Origin of the sequence: Brevibacterium aurantiacum, from assembly GCF_900169065.1 — a bacterium.
In the GTDB taxonomy this organism is placed as follows: Bacteria; Actinomycetota; Actinomycetes; order Actinomycetales; family Brevibacteriaceae; genus Brevibacterium; species Brevibacterium aurantiacum.
On record NZ_FXZB01000007.1, the window covers coordinates 120,324 to 138,379 of the forward strand.

The window sequence follows — 18,056 nt, forward strand, 5'->3', positions numbered from 1 at the left end:
TGACTAGGCCACGAGGGACAGCTGCGCCCGTCCGGTGAGCCCGAATGCGGGCACCGTCGCGGGCGCGGCTGTCGGCGTTGAGCCGGCGGCGAGGACGAGCACCTGGGGGAGTGCGAGGCCGAGGACTATGGCGATTGCCTCGATGACCTCCGAAGAGGGATCCTTGAGGCCGCGTTCGACCTCGGACAGGTATTGGGTCGAGACTCCCGAGCGGCGTGAGACCTGAGCCAGGGTCAGGCCCAGCTCGGTGCGGCGCAGCCGCAGCACCCTCCCGAGCATCTCGCGCCACAGCAGCGCCGGAGTCCGGTCGGCGTACGCATCTGTGACGTGAAGTGCATCCATGATGCGATCCTAGGAGGAATCGCCGTCGCTCACGCGGATTTCTGCTCTGAGCAGACGAATACCGGCTGCCCCGTCATGCGCTCGAGGGGGATCAGGGCGCGGTCGAGTTGCACCCAGGCCGCGAAGTTAAGTTAGGCTGTCCTTTGTTAAAGTGGAGAGGTCGACCACGACCCTCACAGACGAAAGGGCAGGAATGTCAGCTCATCTCACTCGCCGGGCCATGGCCATAGGCACCATCGTCACACTCGCCTTCAGCGCGAGCGCCTGCAGCCAGGACTCGGCGGATTCTGCGAAGTCAGCCTCCGACGACTTCCAGACCGTCACGATCGAACACGCACTGGGCAAGGCCGTCATCGAGGCCGAGCCCAAGCGCGTCGTGACCCTCGGGCAGGGGTCGACCGAGACCGCCATCGCACTGGGCAAGACACCCGTCGGCATGGAGGAGTACGCCTGGGGCAGCGATGACACCGGCTATATGCCGTGGATCCATGAAGCCGTGACAGAGAAGGGCGAGGAGCTGCCGAAGCAGTTCCAGGGAGATACCGAGCTCGATGTCGAAGCCATCGCCGAACTCGAACCAGATGTCATCCTCGCACCATGGTCCGGCGTCACCGCAGATCAGTACAAGCAGCTCGACGCCATCGCACCCACGGTCGCCTACCCCAAACAGCCATGGACGATCGAATGGGACGAGCAGATCACGACCATCGGCAAGGCCCTGGGACAGGAGAAGGAATCCGAGGGGCTCGTCGATGACATCAAGACGCAGCTCTCCGAGGCCAAGCGGCCCGAATACGAGGGACTGACGTTCTCCTACATCTACAACGACGGACCGGGCACCCTCGGAGCCTTCTACCCCAATGAGCAGCGAGTGGCGATGGTCTCGGCACTGGGCCTGACTCCTGACCCCGTCGTCGACGAACTCAAGAAGAACTATGACGCCCCGGGTACGGATTCCGCGCTCATCGGGCTGGAGAACGCGGACAAACTCGACGACTCCGACCTCATCTTCACGTTCTACTCCGATGAGAAGAGCAAGAAGGAGATCAAGGCACAGAGCGTGTACGCAAACATTCCGGCGATCAAGTCCGGCGCGGTCGTCGCGCCCGAAGACCAGCCGTTCGTCACAGCCTCATCGATCATCAACCCGCTCACCGTCCCATGGACGCTGGAGCGCTATGTACCGATGATCGACAAGGCCGCAGAGAACGTCAAGAAGTAGGCAGCGCGCTCATCTTCTTCCAGTCATCCCACTCATAGACCCAGTCGGAGATGTCGCTGGCTGCGGTCGACAGGGTGGCATTCGAACCGGTGATCTCGACCGGGTCGCCGAAGATCGCCGAGTCGTAGTACTGCTTGGCACGTGCGGTCGAGAGGTTGATGCAGCCATGGGAGACATTCGCCGACCCCTGAACCCCGGTCGACCAGGGCGCGGCATGGATGAACTCTCCGTTGTTGTGGATGCGCACGGCCCAGCGCACATCGGTTTCGTAGTCCCACTGCTCGGAGGTCATCGTGTAGTCCGAGGCCTTGGACATCACCACATGGGTTCCGTTGTAGGACGGGGACTTCGCAGCACCCAATGAGGCCGGGAAGTTCATGACCTCTTTGCCGTCGCGCGTGACGACCATGCGGTGGGTCTTGGCGTCGGCCTTGACGACCTGCTTGCGGCCGATGTCGAAATCGAGTGTGAGGTCGTTCTGGCCGACGGTGTCATCGGTGGTGGGAACGTTCTTCAGCGGCACGTCGACGGAGACCTTCGAATGCGCGGGCCAGAATTCCTTGGGACGGAAGTGCAGTCGCGACTGCGGGTCATCAGGCAGCCAGGCCCATGAGCCTTCGACTTTGCGCTTCTTCCCATCGTTGTCCGTGACCTTGACCGACAAGCGGTGCTCGACGTCGTCACGGTACTTCTTGGCCACCGTAGAGCCGAAGGTGAGGATGATCGGAGCTCCGACGCCCACGGTCTGGTCATCGGAGAGGATCGTGCGCACCGCCATCGGCGAGGCGTCGCCGGCTGAGACTGTGACCGTGGACCTGAAATCGACTTCCTCTCCATCCGCCGAGGTGGCCGTGGCCGAGAGCTCGTATGTGCTGTCGGCGACGAGGTCGTAGGCAGACATCCAGGCCGCGGCGTCGTCGGGGGCGGTGATCGCGTCTGAGTCTTCTGAGGCTGATTCGCTTGGAGTCGAAGATCCCGCCTTCGCGTCTTCGGTGCTGTCTGCTGCTTCGAGTTCGCTCCCGGCGGTGTCGAAGAAGACTCCGGGATCGGTCTTGATGCGCGGGTGGTCGGATTCGGTGATGGAGATGTCGCTCAGCGCCGCGTTCTCGACGCTGAGGCTGATGCGCTCGCCGGGGGCAGCTGTTGTCTCTGCACCGGGTTCGACCACTTCGCCGGTCTGCTGGGGAGCAGAAGTCTGTGTGCTGGTGGGCGTAGCCGAGGCGGTGGAGTTCGAAGCCTTCGCCGACGAGCCCTGTTCCGTCGCCTGGGCTGCCTCGGCTTCGGAGACGCTCCCTATTCGGAACACCGGCTCGGCTGCGGCCTCGGCTTCGGCCGTCTTCGCACCATCGCGAGTCGCGTCGGGGTCAGAGTCTGCCGGGGTGCAGGCCGTGAGTAGAGCGAGTGCTGAAAGGGCAGCAACCGCCCCGTGAATCTTCTTGGGTGACAAAACAGGGATCCTCGTTCGAGCAAAGGGATGAGAGCTACAGACCATGCTAGTGAAGCCAAATCACGAAAGTATTAAAGCAGTGGCTGAATTCCTCGGGAAAAGGCCATTTATCGTCGTTGAGATGGGCCCTGACCTGGACTGACATAGGGGAGGGGGAGTTGTGGAATTGTAACCTTGAGAAACGAAGGACTCCCCGTGCACCCGCCAGAGCTCGCTTACCCTTGCTGCCTTCCGGCCCTGGGGGAGTTCACAAGATGACGCCGCACGGGGAGCCATCGATCAGTGTAGTCGAGAGCATCCTCGAGGCACAAAACGAGGTCCGAAGTCAGGCCCGGTGCGGCGGGGACTGGAGGGGATTCTATCTGTGATTAGTGTGATGGTTCACACTTGGCCATCTTGATTTCGCATTGTCGACACGACTCATATAGGCTGGCTCGCGGAGGATTCGCCTAGTGGCCTATGGCGCTCGCCTGGAACGCGGGTTGGGTTAACGCCCTCAGGGGTTCGAATCCCCTATCCTCCGCCACGGGAGTCCCGGTCTCGCAGTTTCTGCGGGCCGGGACTTCGTCGATTCACCCGGTTTCGAGCCGAGCGCGGGCCTCGCAGTCGCCTTTCGGGCATCCCTCACCGTTCGTGGCAATCCGGATTGGCCGTGGCATTTCCTACTGGTGCCTCCGCATCCCTCACCATTCGCAGCACTACGCACCGGTGCAACGGGGTGGTGCGCCGGTGAGGGTGAGGGATGCTGAGTGGGCCGCAGCGCAGGACCGCTGCCCGAGGCGCAAATCGCATGACGCCCCGTGGCGGAATGCCTCATTGTGACGGTGCGCGGCGGCCCGCGAAATCTGCTCGCCGTGTGTGGTCTGTGTCTCAGTAATCTGGCACAGCTCGCCCGCACACAGCACTCGGAGGTGGCCCGCGCCCACAATCGGAAAGTCCGTTTCGGACTCAACGGGTTCGTGATCGTCCGCGACACCGAAGCCGAAGCCTGCGACCAGCTGTGCGAGATCATCGCACACGCCGACGCCGAGGCGGTCGAAGGATTCCGCGAGTCCGTGCAGACCGCCGGAGCCGCGACCTCGGATAAGAAAGGCATGTGGGCGGATTCGAGCTTCGAAGACCTCGTGCAGTACAACGACGGCTTCCGTACCCAGCTCATCGGAACCCCCGAACAGGTCGCCGACCGCATCATCGAATACAAGAAGATCGGCGTCGACCTCATCCTCACCGGCTTCCTCCACTTCCAGGAGGAACTTGAAGCGTTCGGCAAGTCCGTCATCCCGATCGTGCGCGAGAAGGAAGCCGAACTCGTCAACAGGGGACTGCTCACCCCTGCCGGAGTCTGAGTCAGCCAGTCGGTTTCCCTCAGGCCACGCTGAATGACGCGGACTTGAGCTTCAGCTTCGTTCGCAGCTGATCGCCGGTGAGGCTCGCGGTCTTCCCCTTCACCGAGGTGGCTTTCACCGTCTTCACCAGACCTGAGCCGGTCTTCGCCACCGCCACAGACCGGACGTCTGCCAGCCCGAAGGCCCGTGCCATGTCGGACTGCTTGGCCGTCACCGACCACGAGGCGTTCGGGTTCTGCGCAGAGGCATACTTCGACGGAGAGTCATCGACCGAGACCAGGTACGGCACGGCCGACCCCCACACCTCGGCAGCCGAATGCGTCTTCGACCCGGCCGACGACGAGTAGACAGCATCGATGAGCCCGCCCTTGTAGGTGATGAGGCGCGCCGACCTCACCGTCGACCCGCTCGTGGTCTGTGTCGCGGCCACGGCCTTGCGCCATGGACCGGAATCGCCTGCATTCTCATGAGTCCACCCGAGGAAACGCTGCGAGGCCACCTCGTCATAGACGTTGCACCCGCAGGCCGGCTTCACCGCACCGAGATTGCGGTAGGCGTAGGTGCGCGAAGCGATGGCCTGAGCGCGCAGGGCCTCGGACTGCCACGACGCCGGCATCTCGGCGATGCCCGGCAGATATTCCTTGTTGAGACCCACCACGTTGATGACGTTGAGCGAGCTCTTCAGCTGACCGATCTCGAGCCGTCCGTGTCGGTAGGTGCCGGTCGCCCCGTTCTGGGCACCGCTGACCGACACCGTCGTCGCCGACGAACTCTTCCAATATCGGGTGCCCTGCCATTCGAGGGTGAGCTTCGACCCCGAATAGCTCTTCGACCCGACGGTCGCCTTGACCGAACCGGATGACGTCCGTTCGATCGTGACCTTCGAGCCCGATTCGATGGTCTTCGACCCGACCTTGATCCGAAGACGGCCGGACCGCGGAGTGACCGTCACGGACTTCTTACCGGTCAGCAGCTGCACCTTGAGACTGGCGTCGGCGTTCTTCGACATCGTCGTGACCTTGGCACCCGTGTAGTAGTGTTGCAGGATCTGCGTCGACGACTTTCCGGCTGTCGCCATTCCGCGCGCTCCGTACTGGCTCATCCCGACCCCATGGCCGAACCCCGACCCCTTGATCGTGAACGACGACGGCGCTTTCGTCACCGTCACCTTCGCCCCGGATTTCGCCGTCCACACGATCATGCCGTTCTGGAACTTCTGCCGGGTCTCCGAACCTGAGCGGTATTCGTTGCTCGTCGGATAGCCGAGCGGACCGCGTTCCCACCCGGACTTCTTCCATGCTGTGCGGATCGCGCCCAGAGTCGCATGGGCGCCGGTGGCCTTCGTCCAATGGATGCTGCCGTGCTTGAACGACTAATAGCAGCCCTTCTGGATCAGCGTGCACCGCTGTGGGCCGACCGCTGGGCCGAGCTTGCCGGAATTCCCACCGAGCGATTTGTGCATCGTTCCGATCGCACCCGAAGTCGCATAGGCAGCATGTGCCGGAGGCTGTGTGGAGCAGAGAACGAGAAGGAACCCGATGAGCAGTGCCGCGAGGGTAGGAGTCGTCGCCTTGACGGACGGGGAAGCTGGCATGAGTAGATCATAAGCGCGGCTGTCAAGACCCCAGGTGACGAACAGACGAACTCCCCGGAACGATCGTTCCGGGGAGTTCTTCGCCGAGGTGGTTCCGCCTCGGCGAAAGAGGCATCGTTCCAGGTCAGCTGAACTTATCAGCGATTGCCTTGTTGAAGGCGTCGAGGTCGTCGGGGCTGCGGGAGGTAATGAGGTTGCCGTCGACGACCACCTCGGTGTCGGCCCAGTCGGCTCCGGCGTTGATGAGGTCGGTCTTCGTCGAGATGAAGGACGTCAGCTTCCGTCCCTTGGCCACTCCCGCCTCGGCGAGGATCCACGGAGCATGGCAGATGGCCGCGACCGGTTTGTCGGCGGCGAAGAACGCCTTGACGAGGTTGACGGCGTCCTCATTCAGACGCAGGGCATCGGAGTTGAGGGTGCCGCCGGGCAGGACGAGGGCGTCGAAGTCATCGACCGAGGCCTCGGCGACGGGAACGTCGACGTCGAAGGTCTTCGCGTGCTCCCAATCGCCTTCCATCGCCTGCAGAGTCCCCTCTGAGGGGGAGACGATGACGGTCGTCGCTCCGGCCTCGTCGAGGGCTGTGCGGGGGCTGGTCAGTTCGACCTGCTCGACGCCGCTGGTGAGGAGGAATGCGATCTTCTTGTCAGAGAGTGCCATGATGGTGCTCCTTGTCGGTTGTGATTGGTGAGATTGTCGAATCTGACATGGGCTCGGCTGGCCGAAACCTCGAGGCCGACGTGCAGCTGGGCCGACGCCCGCATTGGACACAACAACGGAAAGTGCAGAGTTGTTCCAGATCGCGACGAACGGATTCCCCTGGTCGGGATGACCAGGGGAATGCGATTCGGGGATGCGAGACGCTCGAGGGGTACGTTTCGCGGGCTCGGCGGACGGCTCAGATGTTCGGGAACTCGAGGCTGTAGCCGATGCCGGACTGCGACGCCGAGGTGATCTTCACAGTGCCGTAGTGATTCTTGCCGGCAGCGGTGACGGTGCAGTTCTGCGATCCGCTGTGGGAGAAGATCCGCAGGTCGGAATAGCAGTCGACGGTGTCGACCGTGGTGCCCTGCTTGGCGTAGGCGTTCTTGATGTCCGCCTCGAGAACGTCGGCGGGGATCTTGCCGTTGCCGTCGGCGTCGAGTTCGACTCCGTTTTCGCCGATCCGCGGGCCCTGGTAGCCGTTGTCGGTCGTGCCGCTCGACGACGATGATCCGCTCGAGGTGGAGTCGCTCGAGGACGACGATCCGGTCGACGACGAGCCGTTCGAGGTGGAGGAGCCACTCGCCGAGGAGGCGCTGGACGAATCGGTGGATCCGCCGCTGCCGGTGGTGCCGTTGTCCGTCGTGCCGCTATCGCTCGTGCCGGACGAACCCGAACCGGCGGAGTCCGAGGTGGAGCCCGAATCCGATGCCGGTTCTTCGGCGGTCGTCTCGGTGTCCTCGGTCTGCTGCGCCTGCTGGCCGTCCTGCTCCTGGCCCTGTTCCTGCCCCTGGCCTTCTGGGCCGAAGGTGATGTTCATATCGCAGGCCGAGAGTGTCAGGGTCGCGGCGAGAGCTCCGGCAACGGTGATGGTTTTGAGAAGTGTCTGTGCCTTCATGATCTGCTCCTGGTCTCGTGTGCACAAGGCTGTCGGTGTTTCGTACAAGACAAGCGTCTCAGCGCGGAGCCGTGACCTGGGCCGATTCGTGTTCGGATCCGGTGACGCATGTTCCAGGACGGACACATCGGCCTATTCTGGGACTGTGTTCGATGACCGGAGCCGAAGAGAAACGAGAAAACTTCGCCGCCGATGTCGAGAACACGAGTCCGGCTGCGTCCCAGACATGTCAGCGAGCACATCCCGTGCGAGCGGCACGAGACAAGGAGACCATCATGGCCAAGTACCTCATGCTCAAGCACTATCGGATGCCGGAGCAGTATATGGATTACACCCCGATGGATCAGTGGAGTCCCGACGAGGTCGACGCGCATGTGGCGTACATGAACGCCTTCGCCGACAGACTCAAGGACTCCGGCGAATTCGTCGACTCCCAGGCACTCTCGCCCGAGGGCACCTTCGTCCGATCCGGCGGACCGGGCAAGCCTCCGGTCACCGACGGTCCCTTCCCCGAGACGAAGGACCTCATCGCCGGGTGGATGGTCATCGACGTCGAGAACTACGACCGCGCTCTCGAACTCGCCGGTGAGCTGTCCGCCGCACCGGGCAAGGGAGGAGAGCCGATCAACGAATGGCTCGAACTGCGCCCCTTCCTCGACCACGCACCCAGCGTGGACGAATGATCAGGGACGCGAACGGAGTTCGCGATGATCGATCGGGATCCCCTCGCAGAGGCGGAGCTGCGTGAGCTCGTCCCCGCCGTGATCGGCATCCTCGTCAGTCGTGGAGCAGACTTCGCGACCGCCGAGGACGCCGTTCAGGACGCGCTCATCGAAGCCCTGCGATCGTGGCCGTCCGACCCGCCCCGTGACCGGCGGGGCTGGCTCGTGACGGTGGCATGGCGGAAGTTCCTCGACATCGTGCGATCTGAAGGATCGCGGATGAAACGCGAGGAACGGGTCATGGCCGCCACTCTCGCCGAGCCCGAAACCTCGTCCGAACCCGGGACGGACGGCGTCCCGAACGCCGATGACACCCTCGACCTCTACTTCCTCTGCGCCCATCCCGACCTCAGCCCCGCCTCGGCGGTGGCCCTGACCCTGAGGGCGGTCGGCGGACTGACGACGAAGCAGATCGCCGCAGCCTATATGGTGCCCGAGTCGACGATGGCTCAACGCATCAGCCGAGCCAAATCCACGATCGCAGGGTCCCGGCTCAACCGACCCGGCGGCCTGTCCTCGGTGCTCACCACCCTCTACCTCGTGTTCAACGAAGGGCACTCGGGCGAGGTCGACCTCGTCGCCGAGGCGATCCGACTGACCCGCACGCTTGCGTCGATGATCGACTCCGCCGAGGTGGACGGACTGCTCGCCCTCATGCTCCTCCACCACGCCCGCCGCGATGCCCGCTTCGGCGCCGACGGTCGCCTCATCTCGCTGGCCGATCAGGACCGCACCCTGTGGGATCAACGGCTCATCGTCGAGGGCATCGAGATCCTGCAGGCAGCCCTTGGTCGGGACGAACTCGGCCAGTATCAGGCACAGGCCGCCATCGCGGCACTCCACGCCGATGCGCAGACGGTCGAGGACACCGACTGGGTGCAGGTCGTGGAGTGGTACGACGAACTCCTCAAGCTGAACGAGAGCCCGATCGCGTCCCTCAACCGTGCCGTTGCGATCGGTGAAGCCGACGGACCGGTGGCCGGACTGGCCGAACTGGGCAGACTCGATGAGACGCTGCCGCGCTACTTCGCCGTCGAGGCCCACCTGCGAGAACGGGCAGGAGAAGACGAGGCGGCGGCGAAGCTCTACGTCGAAGCCGCGGCCAAGGCGAGCAACCTCGCCGAACGCGACCACCTCATGCGACAGGCAGCTCGCCTGAACTCGCGGTAATCTGAGCGCATGGTCGAAGCGAACGTGGACAGCGTCATGGAGACATTGGCGGCGATGGAGGATCCCAAGGCTCGTGCCGTCAACGAGAAGCACGGTGATGATCACGGTGTGAATCTGAGCAAGCTGCGGGCCGTGGCCAAGGAGCTGAAGAAGAACGACGAGCTCGCCGTCGAACTGTGGAACACCGGCGATACCGCGGCGCGCCTCGTCGCGATCCTCATCATGCGTCCCCGCAGCTATGACGCACAGCATCTCGATGCCATGCTGCGCGAGGCGCGTGTGCCGAAGGTCCACGGCTGGCTGGTCAACTACATCGTCAAGAAGTCGAAGCATGCCGAATCGCTGCGCCTGGACTGGATGGACGACCCTGATCCGATCGTGGCGTCGGCAGGCTGGGCACTGACCAGCGAGCGTGTGAACAAGTCACCCGAGGGCCTTGACCTGTCCGGTCTCCTCGACACCATCGAGGCGCAGATGCTCGGCGCCGATGAGCGCCTGCAGTGGGCGATGAACGAAACCCTGTCCTACATCGGCATCGAGAACGAGGACCTGCGGCCACGGGCCATCGACATCGGCAACCGCCTCGGCGTCCTCAAGGACTATCCGACCCCGCCGAACTGCACGTCGCCCTTCGCCCCGACCTGGATCACGGAGATCGTGGCCCGCAGAGCAGGGGCCTGAGTCAGATCAGAAGTCTGACGCACAGGAATCAGCTCAGAGTGCGGTGACGGCCGATCGGGAGCATCAGCGGCTGACCGGAGACAGGATCCTCGATGACCCTGTTCTCGAGACCGAACACGTTGCGGACATTGTCTTCGGTGAGCACCTCGGCGGGAGCCCCGGAGGCATGGATCCCGCCGTCGGCGATCATGACGAGCCGATCACAGTACCGTGCGGCCAGATTGAGATCATGCAGGACCATCACGATAGTCACGCCTGAACCCTGGTTGAGTTCGGTGAGCAGATCGAGGACCTCCACCTGATGGTTGACGTCGAGGAAGGTGGTCGGTTCATCGAGCAGGAGGATGTCGGTCTGCTGGGCGAGGGCCATTGCGATCCACACTCGTTGCCGTTGGCCGCCGGAGAGTTCGTCGACGGGACGGTCGGCCAGGTCCGCGGTTCCGGTGGTATCCAGAGCCTGGGCGACAGCGAGATCGTCCTGGGCATTCCATCGTGAGAAGGCCCCCTGGTGGGGATGGCGACCGCGTCCGACGAGATCGGCGACCGTGATGCCCTCGGGAGCGATCGGTGTCTGTGGGAGGAGTCCCAGGGCCCGCGCGAGCTGCTTCGCCGGCATCGTGTGTACCTGTCTGCCGTCGAGGATGACAGTGCCGGATCTGGGCGTCAGCAGTCGGGACATCGATTTGAGCAGCGTGGACTTGCCGCAGGCGTTGGCCCCGACGATGCCCGTGATCTGGCCGGGCGGCAGGGTCAGATCAAGTCCCTTGATGATCTCTGTGTCACCGTAGGCCAGATGCAGGTCCTGGGCGGCAAGCGAATGGTCCTTGGTCACAGGGAACCTCCCGAACGATTGATCCTGATGATGAGATAGATGAGGTAGGGGGCACCGAGGATGCCCGTGACGACTCCGACCGGGTAACGGGTGCCGAGGCCGAACTGTCCGACGAGGTCGGCGACGAGCACGAGCAGGGCTCCGACGAGTGCGGCGGGGATGAGCGGCGAGGGTCCCGGCCCGATGAGTCGAGAGGCGATCGGGCCCGAGAGGAAGGCGACGAAGGCGACCGGTCCGGCAGCGGCGGTGGCGAAGGAGATGAGGCCGACAGCGGCGACGATGACGAGAAGCCTGGTCCTCGACACACGCACTCCCAACGCTTCCGCGGTCTCGTCCCCGAGCTGCGTGATGGAGAGGTTCCTCGACTGCCCCAAGAGAATGGGAACCAGCACGATGAGCGCGCACAGCAGCGGCACGACCTTGTCCCAGCTCGCCCCGTTGAGGCTTCCGGCCAGCCACCGCAGCGCCTCCTGCAGATCCCACTGCGCGGCCCGGGTCAGCTCCCAGTTGATGAGCGCATTGAGCATTGAGGAGACGCCGATGCCCACCAGAATCAACCGGATACCGGCCGCGCCATTCCGGTAGGACAACATGTAGATGACCAACGCCACCGCAAGACCGGCGACGATGGCCATGACCGAGACTCCCGTGCTGCCCAGGCCCAGAGTCACGATCGCGAACACGGCCGCAGCCGAAGCTCCGGAGCTGATCCCGATGATGTCGGGGCTGGCCAGGGGATTGCGCAGCATGGTCTGGAACGTCACCCCGCCGAGGCCGAAGCTCAGACCCACGAGGAGCGCGAGAACGGCTCGGGGGAGTCTCAGGCGCCCGACCGTGAAGGTGGCGCCGGGGACCTGATCGCCGCCGATGACGCGAAGGACCTTGTCGAAGGAATAGAAGGTCTGACCGACCATGAGGCTGAGCAGGAAACTAAGCAGCACCAGCCCGCTGAAGATGAGGACGAAGCCGGTCCAACGGGCGGAGCGTCGTCTCCGCAGCTGTGCCACGGCAGCGATCGTCGATGTCGATTCTGCCGTGCTGGTCGGCGCGAGGAGTGGGTTCGCGGGGTTCGGTGGGGTCACAGCGAACGGACCTTCTGTCTGCGGACGATGGCGATGAAGAACGGGGCGCCGATCAGCGCGGTGAGGATGCCCACGTCGAGTTCGGCCGGTCGAGCGATGATGCGACCGAGGATGTCCGAGGCTGTGAGCAGTGCGGCTCCGGTGACTGCCGAGAACGGGATCAGCCAGCGGTGATCGATGCCGATGAGCAGACGGCAGGCATGGGGGATGACGAGCCCGACGAAGCCGATCGGTCCAACGACGGCGGTGGCTGCCCCGCAGAGGAGGACCGCACCTGCAGCGGAGACCATTCTGGTGGTGCCGACGTGCTGTCCCAGCCCGGCGGCGAGCTCATCGCCGAGGGCCAGGGCATTGAGGCCAGGCGCCGAATAGACGCTGATGAGCAAGCCGACGATGAGGAAGGGAAGGATGAGTGTGACCGAATCGAACGTCACACCCCCGACCCCGCCGATCTGCCAATCGCGTGCCAGATCCGCGATGTCTCCGCGGGGGAGGACCACGGCGCTGATGAACGACGACAGTGCAGCGGCGGTGGCCGCCCCGGCCAGGGCCAGCTTGAGCGGGGACGCACCCTGCCTCCCGAGTGACCCGACCGCATAGACGAACACCGCGGTGAGAGTGGCGCCGACGATGGCGAACCAGATGTAGCCGTCGGCCGTTGACAGTCCGAAGAAGGCGATGCCGATGACCACGGCCAGGGACGCGCCGGTGTTGACACCGAGGATGCCTGGGTCGGCCAGAGGATTCCTCGTCACGCCCTGCATCACAGCCCCGGAGATGCCCAGAGCCGCTCCCACGCACACGGCGAGCAGGGTCCGCGGAATGCGTTTGGCGACCGCGGCCTGATCGAATCCCGCGGCCGGCCCGCCGTAGGCGGCAAGAACGTCGTCGAGGCCGACGTTGCGGGAGCCGATCATCGTGGACAGGATCATGAGGACGGCAACCACTGCAAGAGCGGCCAGCATCCATGCGAGGCGGACATGAGTCGACCGCCGCAGCTTGGCGGCGGTCGACTCGACTGTCGATTGTGACGTCATCGTGTAAGTGTCCGCTTCTACTTCGCTGCCGTGGCGGCCTTGTCGAGTTCGTCGAGGTAGTCATCGAGAACGAAGGAGATGGACAGCGGTGTGGGGTTCGCAGCAGTGCCGAGCGGGGCATCACCGGGCAGGTTGACGATCGACTTGTTCTTGACCGCGGGCATCTGAGACAGCAGCTCGTCGTCTTCGAGCGTCGTGACCAGGTCGTCGCCGCCGTAGGTGACGATGATGTCGACATCGTCGAAGACGTCGGCCTGTTCGGCGCTGACGGTCGAGGAGAATTGATCGGTCTCGTCGGAGGCCTTCTGGATGCTGGCGGGTGCCTGCATGCCCAGGTCCTCGAAGAACATGGCGCGGGTGTCATGCGTGGTGTAGAAGTTCACCTCGGACAGGTCCGAGGGATCCACGTGGGTCAGGAACATCGTCGACATGTCCTTGATCGCAGGGTGGTCGGCGACCGCCGAGTCGATCTCGGTCTCGAGGTCCTTGACGAGCTCCTCGCCTTCCTCTGCCAGACCGATCGCCTTGCTGTTGATCTCGATCATCTCTCGCCAGGGAGTTCCCCAAGCGGTCTCCGGGTAGGCGACGACGGGCGCGATCTCGCTGAGGGTGTCGTAGTCCTCCTGGGTGAGACCGGAATACCCGGCGAGGATGACGTCGGGCTGGGTATCGGCGACAGCCTCGAAGTCGATGCCGTCGGTCTCGTCGAAGAGAGCCGGAGTCTCTGCATCCAGCTCCTCGAGCTTGTCTTCGACCCAGGGGAGGACGCCGTTGCCGTCATCGTCGCCGAAGTCGGCACTGGCCATGCCCACCGGGACGACCCCCAGTGCCAACGGCACCTCGTGGTTGGCCCAGTTGACGGTGGCCACCCTTTCGGGCTTCTCCTCGATCGTGGTGGTGCCGAGTGCGTGCTCGATAGTCACCGGTGTCCAGGACTCGTCGCCGCCCTTCGCATCTGCGGGGGTCTCGGTAGATGAGCAGGCGGTGAGCACGAGTGCGGTGGACATGGCTGCTGCAACGGTCATTGCGCGAAGCGGACGGGACATCTCTTCCTTTCGGAGGTGCTTCTCAGCACACCCCCGAAGCGAGATTGAGTTAGGTGTGCCTAAACAAACTATCGGAGGAATCGCCTGCGCGCAATGGAGTATTTACGACAGATGATTTCGCGAAACGGACACGAGTGATCTTCAGCTCGCGTGCTCCTCAGTTCGCGCTGGGGCGGAACTGCCCCGGTGTGGTGCCCGTGATGCGCTTGAATGCAGTCGTGAATGCACTGACCGAGCGATAGCCGACGCCGGCGGCCGCTTCGTCGACCTCTCCGCCGAGGCTGATCATGCTCACCGCGTGCTGGACCCGTGCCGTCGTCGCCCAGCGCCCGAAGCCGAGACCCGTCTCTGCCTCGAAGGCGCGGGTGATGGTGCGGCCGCTGATCCCCAGTTTCCTCGCCCAGTCCTGGAGACTCGAGGCATCCGCCGGGCCCTCGATGATCGCGTTGGCGATCGGAGCGATGAGCGGATTGCTCGGCATGTGAAGCAGAAGCTCGTTGTCCGCTGGCGTCATGACGTCGAGGATCATCGCCTCGGTGAGTGAGTAGGAGGAAGTCCCCGGATCGGTGTGCTGAAGTCGATCGAGAAGGAGCCGGAGCAGAGGGGTGATGGCGATGGCAGTGGGCCGATCGCTGACAAGCGGGTTGTCGAGGCTGAACTGCGCGGCGTAGACGACGACGCCGGCGGGCGTCCATCCGGAGTGCCGTACTCCTGCGGGAATCCACATCCCTAAGGGCGGGGTGATCGTCCACGTGCGCTGATCGATCGTGACCGTGCCGACCCCGGCCTCGCGCCAGAGCAGCTCATGTGTCGGATGCGAATGTTCGGACCAGTAGGTCTCGTGCTCCATCGCCTCCTGGGAGCCGATGATCCGCAGCGGCATCTCCACCTGACCTGCGGTGTAGCTCGGCAGCGTCCGTTCGGAGGCCGTCGCCACGCGTGCGGTCTTGGAGCGGAAGGGTCTGATCGTGGGCACCTCACCAGGATAGGCGCAGCCGACCGCGATCTGCGCCCCCGACCTGGGCAGGCGCAGTGAGCCTCGACTAGACGGCCACGATGTGAGGGTGCTGTCGGTGGAAATCGGTGGCCTGCTGGAAGGTATGCCCAGCGGCCAGCAGCAGGCCCTCCTTGAAGTCACCGGCGACGAACTGAGCAGCCAGCGGGGTGCCGCGCTCGGTGAAGCCGGCGGGCAGAGTGATCGAGGGCATGCCACAGTTGTCGATCGGTGCCGTCGGAATCGTGACTCCGGCGAACAGCTCGGCGTCGGAGCCGAGATTCTCCATCTGTGAAATCGTCGGTGAGGCGGCGCCGATGCCTGGAAGCAGCAGCAGGTCGATGTCGGACATGAGAGCGCGCATGCGACCGGTGAATGCTCGCCGGGATTCGAGCAGCTCGTGGTAGTCGATGGCGCTGAGGCCGCGCCCGATCTCGATGAGGCCGGCGAGGTCGGGACCGTACTCGGCCGACCTCGACGGGTAGTTCTCTGCGTGAACGCCCGCGGTCTCGATTCCGCACAGGGCAGTCCATTCCTGTGCCGCTTCGGCGAATCCGGGGGTGCGCACGTCGAGGACGCGCCAACCGAGGTCGAGGAGCACCTCGATGGTGGATTCGAGCATCTCGTTGGTGACGTCATCGAAATGTTCGGCTGCCAGTTCGCGGTCGAATCCGACGACCGGGGTGGTCTCGAGCCTGAGCTGCCGGCTGTAGCGGGGCACCGGTTCAAGCGCCGACGTCGGGTCGTTCGGGTCATGGCCGGCGATGGCCTCGAGGATGATGGCGGCATCGCGTGCGCTGCGCGTCATCGGTCCGATGTGGTCAAGGCTCGGCGCCAAGGGAAAGATGCCGTTGCGTGAGACCCGGCCCCAGGTGGATTTGAGTCCGGTGACCCCATTGGCCGAGGACGGCAGTCGGATCGAACCTCCGGTGTCCGAGCCCAACGAGCCGTAGCAGAGGCCGGCTGCGGTCGCGACGCCCGAACCGCTCGAGGAGACCCCTGACCAGGTGTTGGGCTCCCAAGGGTTGACCGGGGTCGGCAGGTCGGGATGATGTCCGGTGAACGCACCCTCGGTGAGCCGCAGCTTTCCCAGGATCACCGCCCCGGCCGCCCGCAGGCGAGCCACGACGGTGGCGTCGAAGTCGGGCTGGAAGTCGGCGTGGATCGTGGTGCCCGCACCTGTCGGCGCGTCATGGGTGTAGGCCAGGTCTTTGATCGCCAGCGGCACACCGTGCAGCGGACCCAGCCAGTCCCCGCGCGCCAGACGTTCATCGAGGTCGTCGGCGGCGGCCAAGGCCGATTCGCGCATCAGGGTGACGAAGGACAGGAGGTGAGGGTCGAGTTCGTCGATCCGGTCGAACATGGCCTCGGTGGCTGCCCTGGAGCTCAGCCGCCCGGATCTGATGAGTTCCGAGACCTCGTGCAGCTCACGGAACTCGAGTCCGCTGTTCGCCGAGGTGGTTGTGCTGCTGGCCATGGACGCCTCCTTGCATAGGTTGTCCCCATGCTAACCGGGAAATCTCAGAACGTCACTGCTGGTCAGCGCCGCCCCCGGCGAGCTCCCGCAGGGCCTGGACATGAGCGTCGAGTCGGGCGCTCCCGTCTGTGCTGATGGCGACCCATGTGCGGGGGCGTTTGCCGACATAGCCCTTTCGGACCTCGACCAGCCCCGCCTTCTCGAGGGCGGAGATGTGGCGGGAGAGCACGGAGTCGGAGACGCCGAGGGAGTCGCGCAGGAGTTTGAATTCCGCGCGGTCCCGATTCTTCAGACTCGCCACGATGCCGAGTCGAGTGGGATTGTTCAGATCTGATTCGATCCGAGTCAAGGACTCGCCGAGGTTGTCCATCGTGTCATCGGATTCGTCGTCGGTGCTGATGTAGGGATTCATGATCGTGCCTCGTCCTTTCTCAGCGGCGCAGTCCGACAAGGGCCATGATGGGGGAGAGGACCCAGATGAAGCCGGCAGCGGCGAACGGCACCCACGACGTGGGAGTGAACGAGTCGACGATGATCGCTGTGAACAGGGCGACGAAGGTCAGCGGCAGCCAGGTGCAGAGCAGGACGGTTGACCGGCGACTCCAGCTCAGGGCCTTCACGGAATAGACGATGAGGGTCGGCACCAGCCAGGCGCCGCCGGCGCCGAGGATGATCAGCTGGGTCGTGTTGTCCTCGATGAGTCCGACGGCGAGGATCCCCACGGAGATGGCCGCACTGTAGACGAAGAGCATCGTGACCAGCGGCCAGGCATCGCTGGATCGGGCGTGGGCCTGATTCGACTCGACCTGCGAGAGAAGGTCCTTGGCCTGCTGCGGGGTGGGCGTGGTCATGACAACTCCTTCGTTGCTGTCTTCACCGAGAAACGGTGACTTCCTGATGGAAGTAATTACAGCTTAGCAAGTACTTTCCATAATGGAAAGTGCTTTCGCGAAGTTGTTCTCGCAGCAGGGCTCAGGCAGAAGCCGCAGCAGCCACTGTGGCTGCAAGCTCGGTGGTCGCGCCGAGGTGGTCGGCGGTGACCTCGCCGGTGACGATGAGCGGGTCGAAGGCGAGCCTCCAGCCCAGACCCGTCGTGATCTGCTTCATCGCGGTCTCCGCTCCGGTCGTGTCGTAGCCGCCGTGGATCCAATAGGAGAACGGGCGACCGGCGGTCGGCTCCCTGACCGCGTCGTACGTGGTGTCGAAGAAGTGCTTGAGGGCTCCGGAGATGTAGCCGAAGTTCGCCGTCGTGCCGAGGACGAACCCATCGGCGGCGAGCACGTCCTCGGCCGTCGCCTCCAAGGCGGGACGGACTATGACGTCGACGTCACCCAGCTCCGGCATGCGCAGTCCGGACAGGGCCGCCTCGGCGATTTCAGTCGTTGCCTGTGACGGGGAATGATGAACGAGCAATATGCTGACCATGGGACCAGACTAACCCTGCAGCATTTCGACGAGGGAGGATT

At 64.2% G+C, this 18,056-nt stretch carries 20 protein-coding genes, 1 tRNA gene, 1 other RNA gene and 2 pseudogenes; 7 read left to right on the forward strand and 17 right to left on the reverse strand.

From position 1 onward, the window contains the following. Positions 1-3: 3 nt before the first annotated feature. Positions 4-342: a helix-turn-helix domain-containing protein gene (locus BAUR9175_RS19645; protein WP_009883194.1), complete on the reverse strand. Its 339-nt coding sequence runs from the start codon at positions 340-342 to the stop codon at positions 4-6. A 193-nt stretch (positions 343-535) separates the two neighbouring features. Here BAUR9175_RS19645 and BAUR9175_RS06500 point away from each other — a divergent pair, with 193 nt between their 5' ends. Then, positions 536-1,564, forward strand: a complete 1,029-nt coding sequence (locus tag BAUR9175_RS06500) for an iron-siderophore ABC transporter substrate-binding protein (protein ID WP_101583299.1) — start codon at positions 536-538, stop codon at positions 1,562-1,564. Here BAUR9175_RS06500 and BAUR9175_RS06505 read toward each other — a convergent pair. Both BAUR9175_RS06505 and ffs read right to left on the reverse strand, forming a co-directional pair. Then, positions 1,554-3,011, reverse strand: coding sequence for a L,D-transpeptidase family protein (locus BAUR9175_RS06505; RefSeq protein WP_101583300.1), 1,458 nt, complete (start codon positions 3,009-3,011; stop codon positions 1,554-1,556). The genes BAUR9175_RS06500 and BAUR9175_RS06505 overlap by 11 nt on opposite strands. Before the next feature lie 181 nt (positions 3,012-3,192). Next, positions 3,193-3,288: signal recognition particle sRNA small type (gene ffs, locus BAUR9175_RS06510), an RNA gene on the reverse strand. 161 nt (positions 3,289-3,449) lie between these two features. On the opposite strand from ffs, the gene BAUR9175_RS06515 reads away from it, so the two are divergent. Together BAUR9175_RS06515 and BAUR9175_RS06520 are read left to right on the forward strand one after the other, a co-directional pair. Continuing rightward, a tRNA-Ser gene (locus BAUR9175_RS06515) sits at positions 3,450-3,537 on the forward strand. A 391-nt stretch (positions 3,538-3,928) separates the two neighbouring features. After that, a pseudogene (locus tag BAUR9175_RS06520) lies at positions 3,929-4,357 on the forward strand (LLM class flavin-dependent oxidoreductase); the annotation flags it as partial. A 19-nt stretch (positions 4,358-4,376) separates the two neighbouring features. On the opposite strand, the gene BAUR9175_RS06525 reads toward BAUR9175_RS06520, so the two are convergent. Then, positions 4,377-5,435, reverse strand: coding sequence for a SpoIID/LytB domain-containing protein (locus tag BAUR9175_RS06525; RefSeq protein ID WP_226825667.1), 1,059 nt, complete (start codon positions 5,433-5,435; stop codon positions 4,377-4,379). Positions 5,436-5,493: 58 nt separating this feature from the next. On the opposite strand from BAUR9175_RS06525, the gene BAUR9175_RS19650 reads away from it, so the two are divergent. Beyond that, positions 5,494-5,619, forward strand: coding sequence for a hypothetical protein (locus BAUR9175_RS19650; protein WP_257944288.1), 126 nt, complete (start codon positions 5,494-5,496; stop codon positions 5,617-5,619). On the opposite strand, the pseudogene BAUR9175_RS19925 reads toward BAUR9175_RS19650, so the two are convergent. From BAUR9175_RS19925 to BAUR9175_RS06535, 4 genes and pseudogenes are all read right to left on the reverse strand, one after another. After that, positions 5,571-5,714, reverse strand: a pseudogene (locus BAUR9175_RS19925) (LGFP repeat-containing protein); the annotation flags it as partial. The gene BAUR9175_RS19650 and the pseudogene BAUR9175_RS19925 sit on opposite strands and share 49 nt — an antisense overlap. A 15-nt stretch (positions 5,715-5,729) precedes the next feature. Next, the gene (locus tag BAUR9175_RS19660) at positions 5,730-5,951 is read right to left on the reverse strand and encodes a hypothetical protein (protein WP_226825668.1); all 222 of its coding nucleotides are present in this window, start codon (positions 5,949-5,951) and stop codon (positions 5,730-5,732) included. A gap of 124 nt (positions 5,952-6,075) precedes the next feature. Next, positions 6,076-6,609, reverse strand: coding sequence for a type 1 glutamine amidotransferase domain-containing protein (locus tag BAUR9175_RS06530; RefSeq protein ID WP_009883189.1), 534 nt, complete (start codon positions 6,607-6,609; stop codon positions 6,076-6,078). Between the two features lie 238 nt (positions 6,610-6,847). After that, positions 6,848-7,549 carry a hypothetical protein gene (locus BAUR9175_RS06535; protein ID WP_101583302.1) on the reverse strand — a complete coding sequence of 234 codons (702 nt, stop codon included), beginning with the start codon at positions 7,547-7,549 and terminating at the stop codon, positions 6,848-6,850. Positions 7,550-7,824: 275 nt separating this feature from the next. On the opposite strand from BAUR9175_RS06535, the gene BAUR9175_RS06540 reads away from it, so the two are divergent. Genes BAUR9175_RS06540 through BAUR9175_RS06550 form a run of 3 tightly spaced genes read left to right on the forward strand, consistent with a single transcriptional unit; the run spans position 7,825 to position 10,122 of the window. Further along, positions 7,825-8,232: a YciI family protein gene (locus BAUR9175_RS06540; protein WP_009883187.1), complete on the forward strand. Its 408-nt coding sequence runs from the start codon at positions 7,825-7,827 to the stop codon at positions 8,230-8,232. Positions 8,233-8,256: 24 nt separating this feature from the next. Then, positions 8,257-9,441 carry an RNA polymerase sigma factor gene (locus BAUR9175_RS06545; protein ID WP_096146597.1) on the forward strand — a complete coding sequence of 395 codons (1,185 nt, stop codon included), beginning with the start codon at positions 8,257-8,259 and terminating at the stop codon, positions 9,439-9,441. A gap of 9 nt (positions 9,442-9,450) precedes the next feature. After that, positions 9,451-10,122 (forward strand): DNA alkylation repair protein, encoded by a 672-nt coding sequence (locus tag BAUR9175_RS06550; protein WP_009883185.1) that lies wholly within the window; start codon positions 9,451-9,453, stop codon positions 10,120-10,122. 28 nt (positions 10,123-10,150) lie between these two features. On the opposite strand, the gene BAUR9175_RS06555 is transcribed toward BAUR9175_RS06550, so the two are convergent. The 9 genes from BAUR9175_RS06555 to BAUR9175_RS06595 all read right to left on the reverse strand — a co-directional run bounded on the left by BAUR9175_RS06555 (position 10,151) and on the right by BAUR9175_RS06595 (position 18,015). Beyond that, complete coding sequence (locus tag BAUR9175_RS06555) at positions 10,151-10,954, reverse strand: ABC transporter ATP-binding protein (RefSeq protein ID WP_009883184.1); 804 nt, start codon at positions 10,952-10,954, stop codon at positions 10,151-10,153. Beyond that, the gene (locus BAUR9175_RS06560; protein ID WP_101583304.1) at positions 10,951-12,036 is read right to left on the reverse strand and encodes a FecCD family ABC transporter permease; all 1,086 of its coding nucleotides are present in this window, start codon (positions 12,034-12,036) and stop codon (positions 10,951-10,953) included. Before BAUR9175_RS06560 ends, BAUR9175_RS06555 begins: the two co-directional genes overlap by 4 nt. Then, positions 12,033-13,073: a FecCD family ABC transporter permease gene (locus tag BAUR9175_RS06565; protein ID WP_096146600.1), complete on the reverse strand. Its 1,041-nt coding sequence runs from the start codon at positions 13,071-13,073 to the stop codon at positions 12,033-12,035. The genes BAUR9175_RS06560 and BAUR9175_RS06565 overlap by 4 nt, the downstream gene beginning before the upstream one ends. 17 nt (positions 13,074-13,090) lie before the next feature. Beyond that, positions 13,091-14,098 (reverse strand): iron-siderophore ABC transporter substrate-binding protein, encoded by a 1,008-nt coding sequence (locus BAUR9175_RS06570; protein ID WP_236850655.1) that lies wholly within the window; start codon positions 14,096-14,098, stop codon positions 13,091-13,093. Between the two features lie 178 nt (positions 14,099-14,276). Then, entirely contained in the window at positions 14,277-15,095 is an 819-nt protein-coding gene (locus BAUR9175_RS06575) for a helix-turn-helix domain-containing protein (RefSeq protein ID WP_009883180.1), read from the reverse strand. A 67-nt stretch (positions 15,096-15,162) separates the two neighbouring features. Beyond that, on the reverse strand, positions 15,163-16,590 hold the full coding sequence (locus BAUR9175_RS06580) for an amidase (RefSeq protein ID WP_009883179.1): 1,428 nt from the start codon (positions 16,588-16,590) through the stop codon (positions 15,163-15,165). 52 nt (positions 16,591-16,642) lie between these two features. Continuing rightward, positions 16,643-17,002, reverse strand: a complete 360-nt coding sequence (locus BAUR9175_RS06585; protein ID WP_009883178.1) for a winged helix-turn-helix domain-containing protein — start codon at positions 17,000-17,002, stop codon at positions 16,643-16,645. A gap of 19 nt (positions 17,003-17,021) precedes the next feature. Continuing rightward, positions 17,022-17,441: a hypothetical protein gene (locus tag BAUR9175_RS06590; RefSeq protein WP_069599620.1), complete on the reverse strand. Its 420-nt coding sequence runs from the start codon at positions 17,439-17,441 to the stop codon at positions 17,022-17,024. A gap of 121 nt (positions 17,442-17,562) precedes the next feature. Next, positions 17,563-18,015, reverse strand: a complete 453-nt coding sequence (locus BAUR9175_RS06595) for a flavodoxin family protein (protein ID WP_009883176.1) — start codon at positions 18,013-18,015, stop codon at positions 17,563-17,565. Between the last annotated feature and the right edge of the window lie 41 nt (positions 18,016-18,056).

Excerpts from the sequence above, each read along its gene's own strand:
- BAUR9175_RS19645 (WP_009883194.1), bottom strand. The coding sequence starts at position 342 with ATGGATGCACTTCACGTCACAGATGCGTACGCCGACCGGACTCCGGCG.
- BAUR9175_RS06500 (WP_101583299.1), top strand. The coding sequence starts at position 536 with ATGTCAGCTCATCTCACTCGCCGGGCCATGGCCATAGGCACCATCGTC.
- BAUR9175_RS06525 (WP_226825667.1), bottom strand. The coding sequence starts at position 5,435 with ATGGCGACAGCCGGAAAGTCGTCGACGCAGATCCTGCAACACTACTAC.
- BAUR9175_RS19660 (WP_226825668.1), bottom strand. The coding sequence starts at position 5,951 with ATGCCAGCTTCCCCGTCCGTCAAGGCGACGACTCCTACCCTCGCGGCA.
- BAUR9175_RS06530 (WP_009883189.1), bottom strand. The coding sequence starts at position 6,609 with ATGGCACTCTCTGACAAGAAGATCGCATTCCTCCTCACCAGCGGCGTC.
- BAUR9175_RS06535 (WP_101583302.1), bottom strand. The coding sequence starts at position 7,549 with ATGAAGGCACAGACACTTCTCAAAACCATCACCGTTGCCGGAGCTCTC.
- BAUR9175_RS06540 (WP_009883187.1), top strand. The coding sequence starts at position 7,825 with ATGGCCAAGTACCTCATGCTCAAGCACTATCGGATGCCGGAGCAGTAT.
- BAUR9175_RS06545 (WP_096146597.1), top strand. The coding sequence starts at position 8,257 with ATGATCGATCGGGATCCCCTCGCAGAGGCGGAGCTGCGTGAGCTCGTC.
- BAUR9175_RS06550 (WP_009883185.1), top strand. The coding sequence starts at position 9,451 with ATGGTCGAAGCGAACGTGGACAGCGTCATGGAGACATTGGCGGCGATG.
- BAUR9175_RS06565 (WP_096146600.1), bottom strand. The coding sequence starts at position 13,073 with ATGACGTCACAATCGACAGTCGAGTCGACCGCCGCCAAGCTGCGGCGG.
- BAUR9175_RS06570 (WP_236850655.1), bottom strand. The coding sequence starts at position 14,098 with ATGACCGTTGCAGCAGCCATGTCCACCGCACTCGTGCTCACCGCCTGC.
- BAUR9175_RS06580 (WP_009883179.1), bottom strand. The coding sequence starts at position 16,590 with ATGGCCAGCAGCACAACCACCTCGGCGAACAGCGGACTCGAGTTCCGT.
- BAUR9175_RS06585 (WP_009883178.1), bottom strand. The coding sequence starts at position 17,002 with ATGAATCCCTACATCAGCACCGACGACGAATCCGATGACACGATGGAC.
- BAUR9175_RS06590 (WP_069599620.1), bottom strand. The coding sequence starts at position 17,441 with ATGACCACGCCCACCCCGCAGCAGGCCAAGGACCTTCTCTCGCAGGTC.
- BAUR9175_RS06595 (WP_009883176.1), bottom strand. The coding sequence starts at position 18,015 with ATGGTCAGCATATTGCTCGTTCATCATTCCCCGTCACAGGCAACGACT.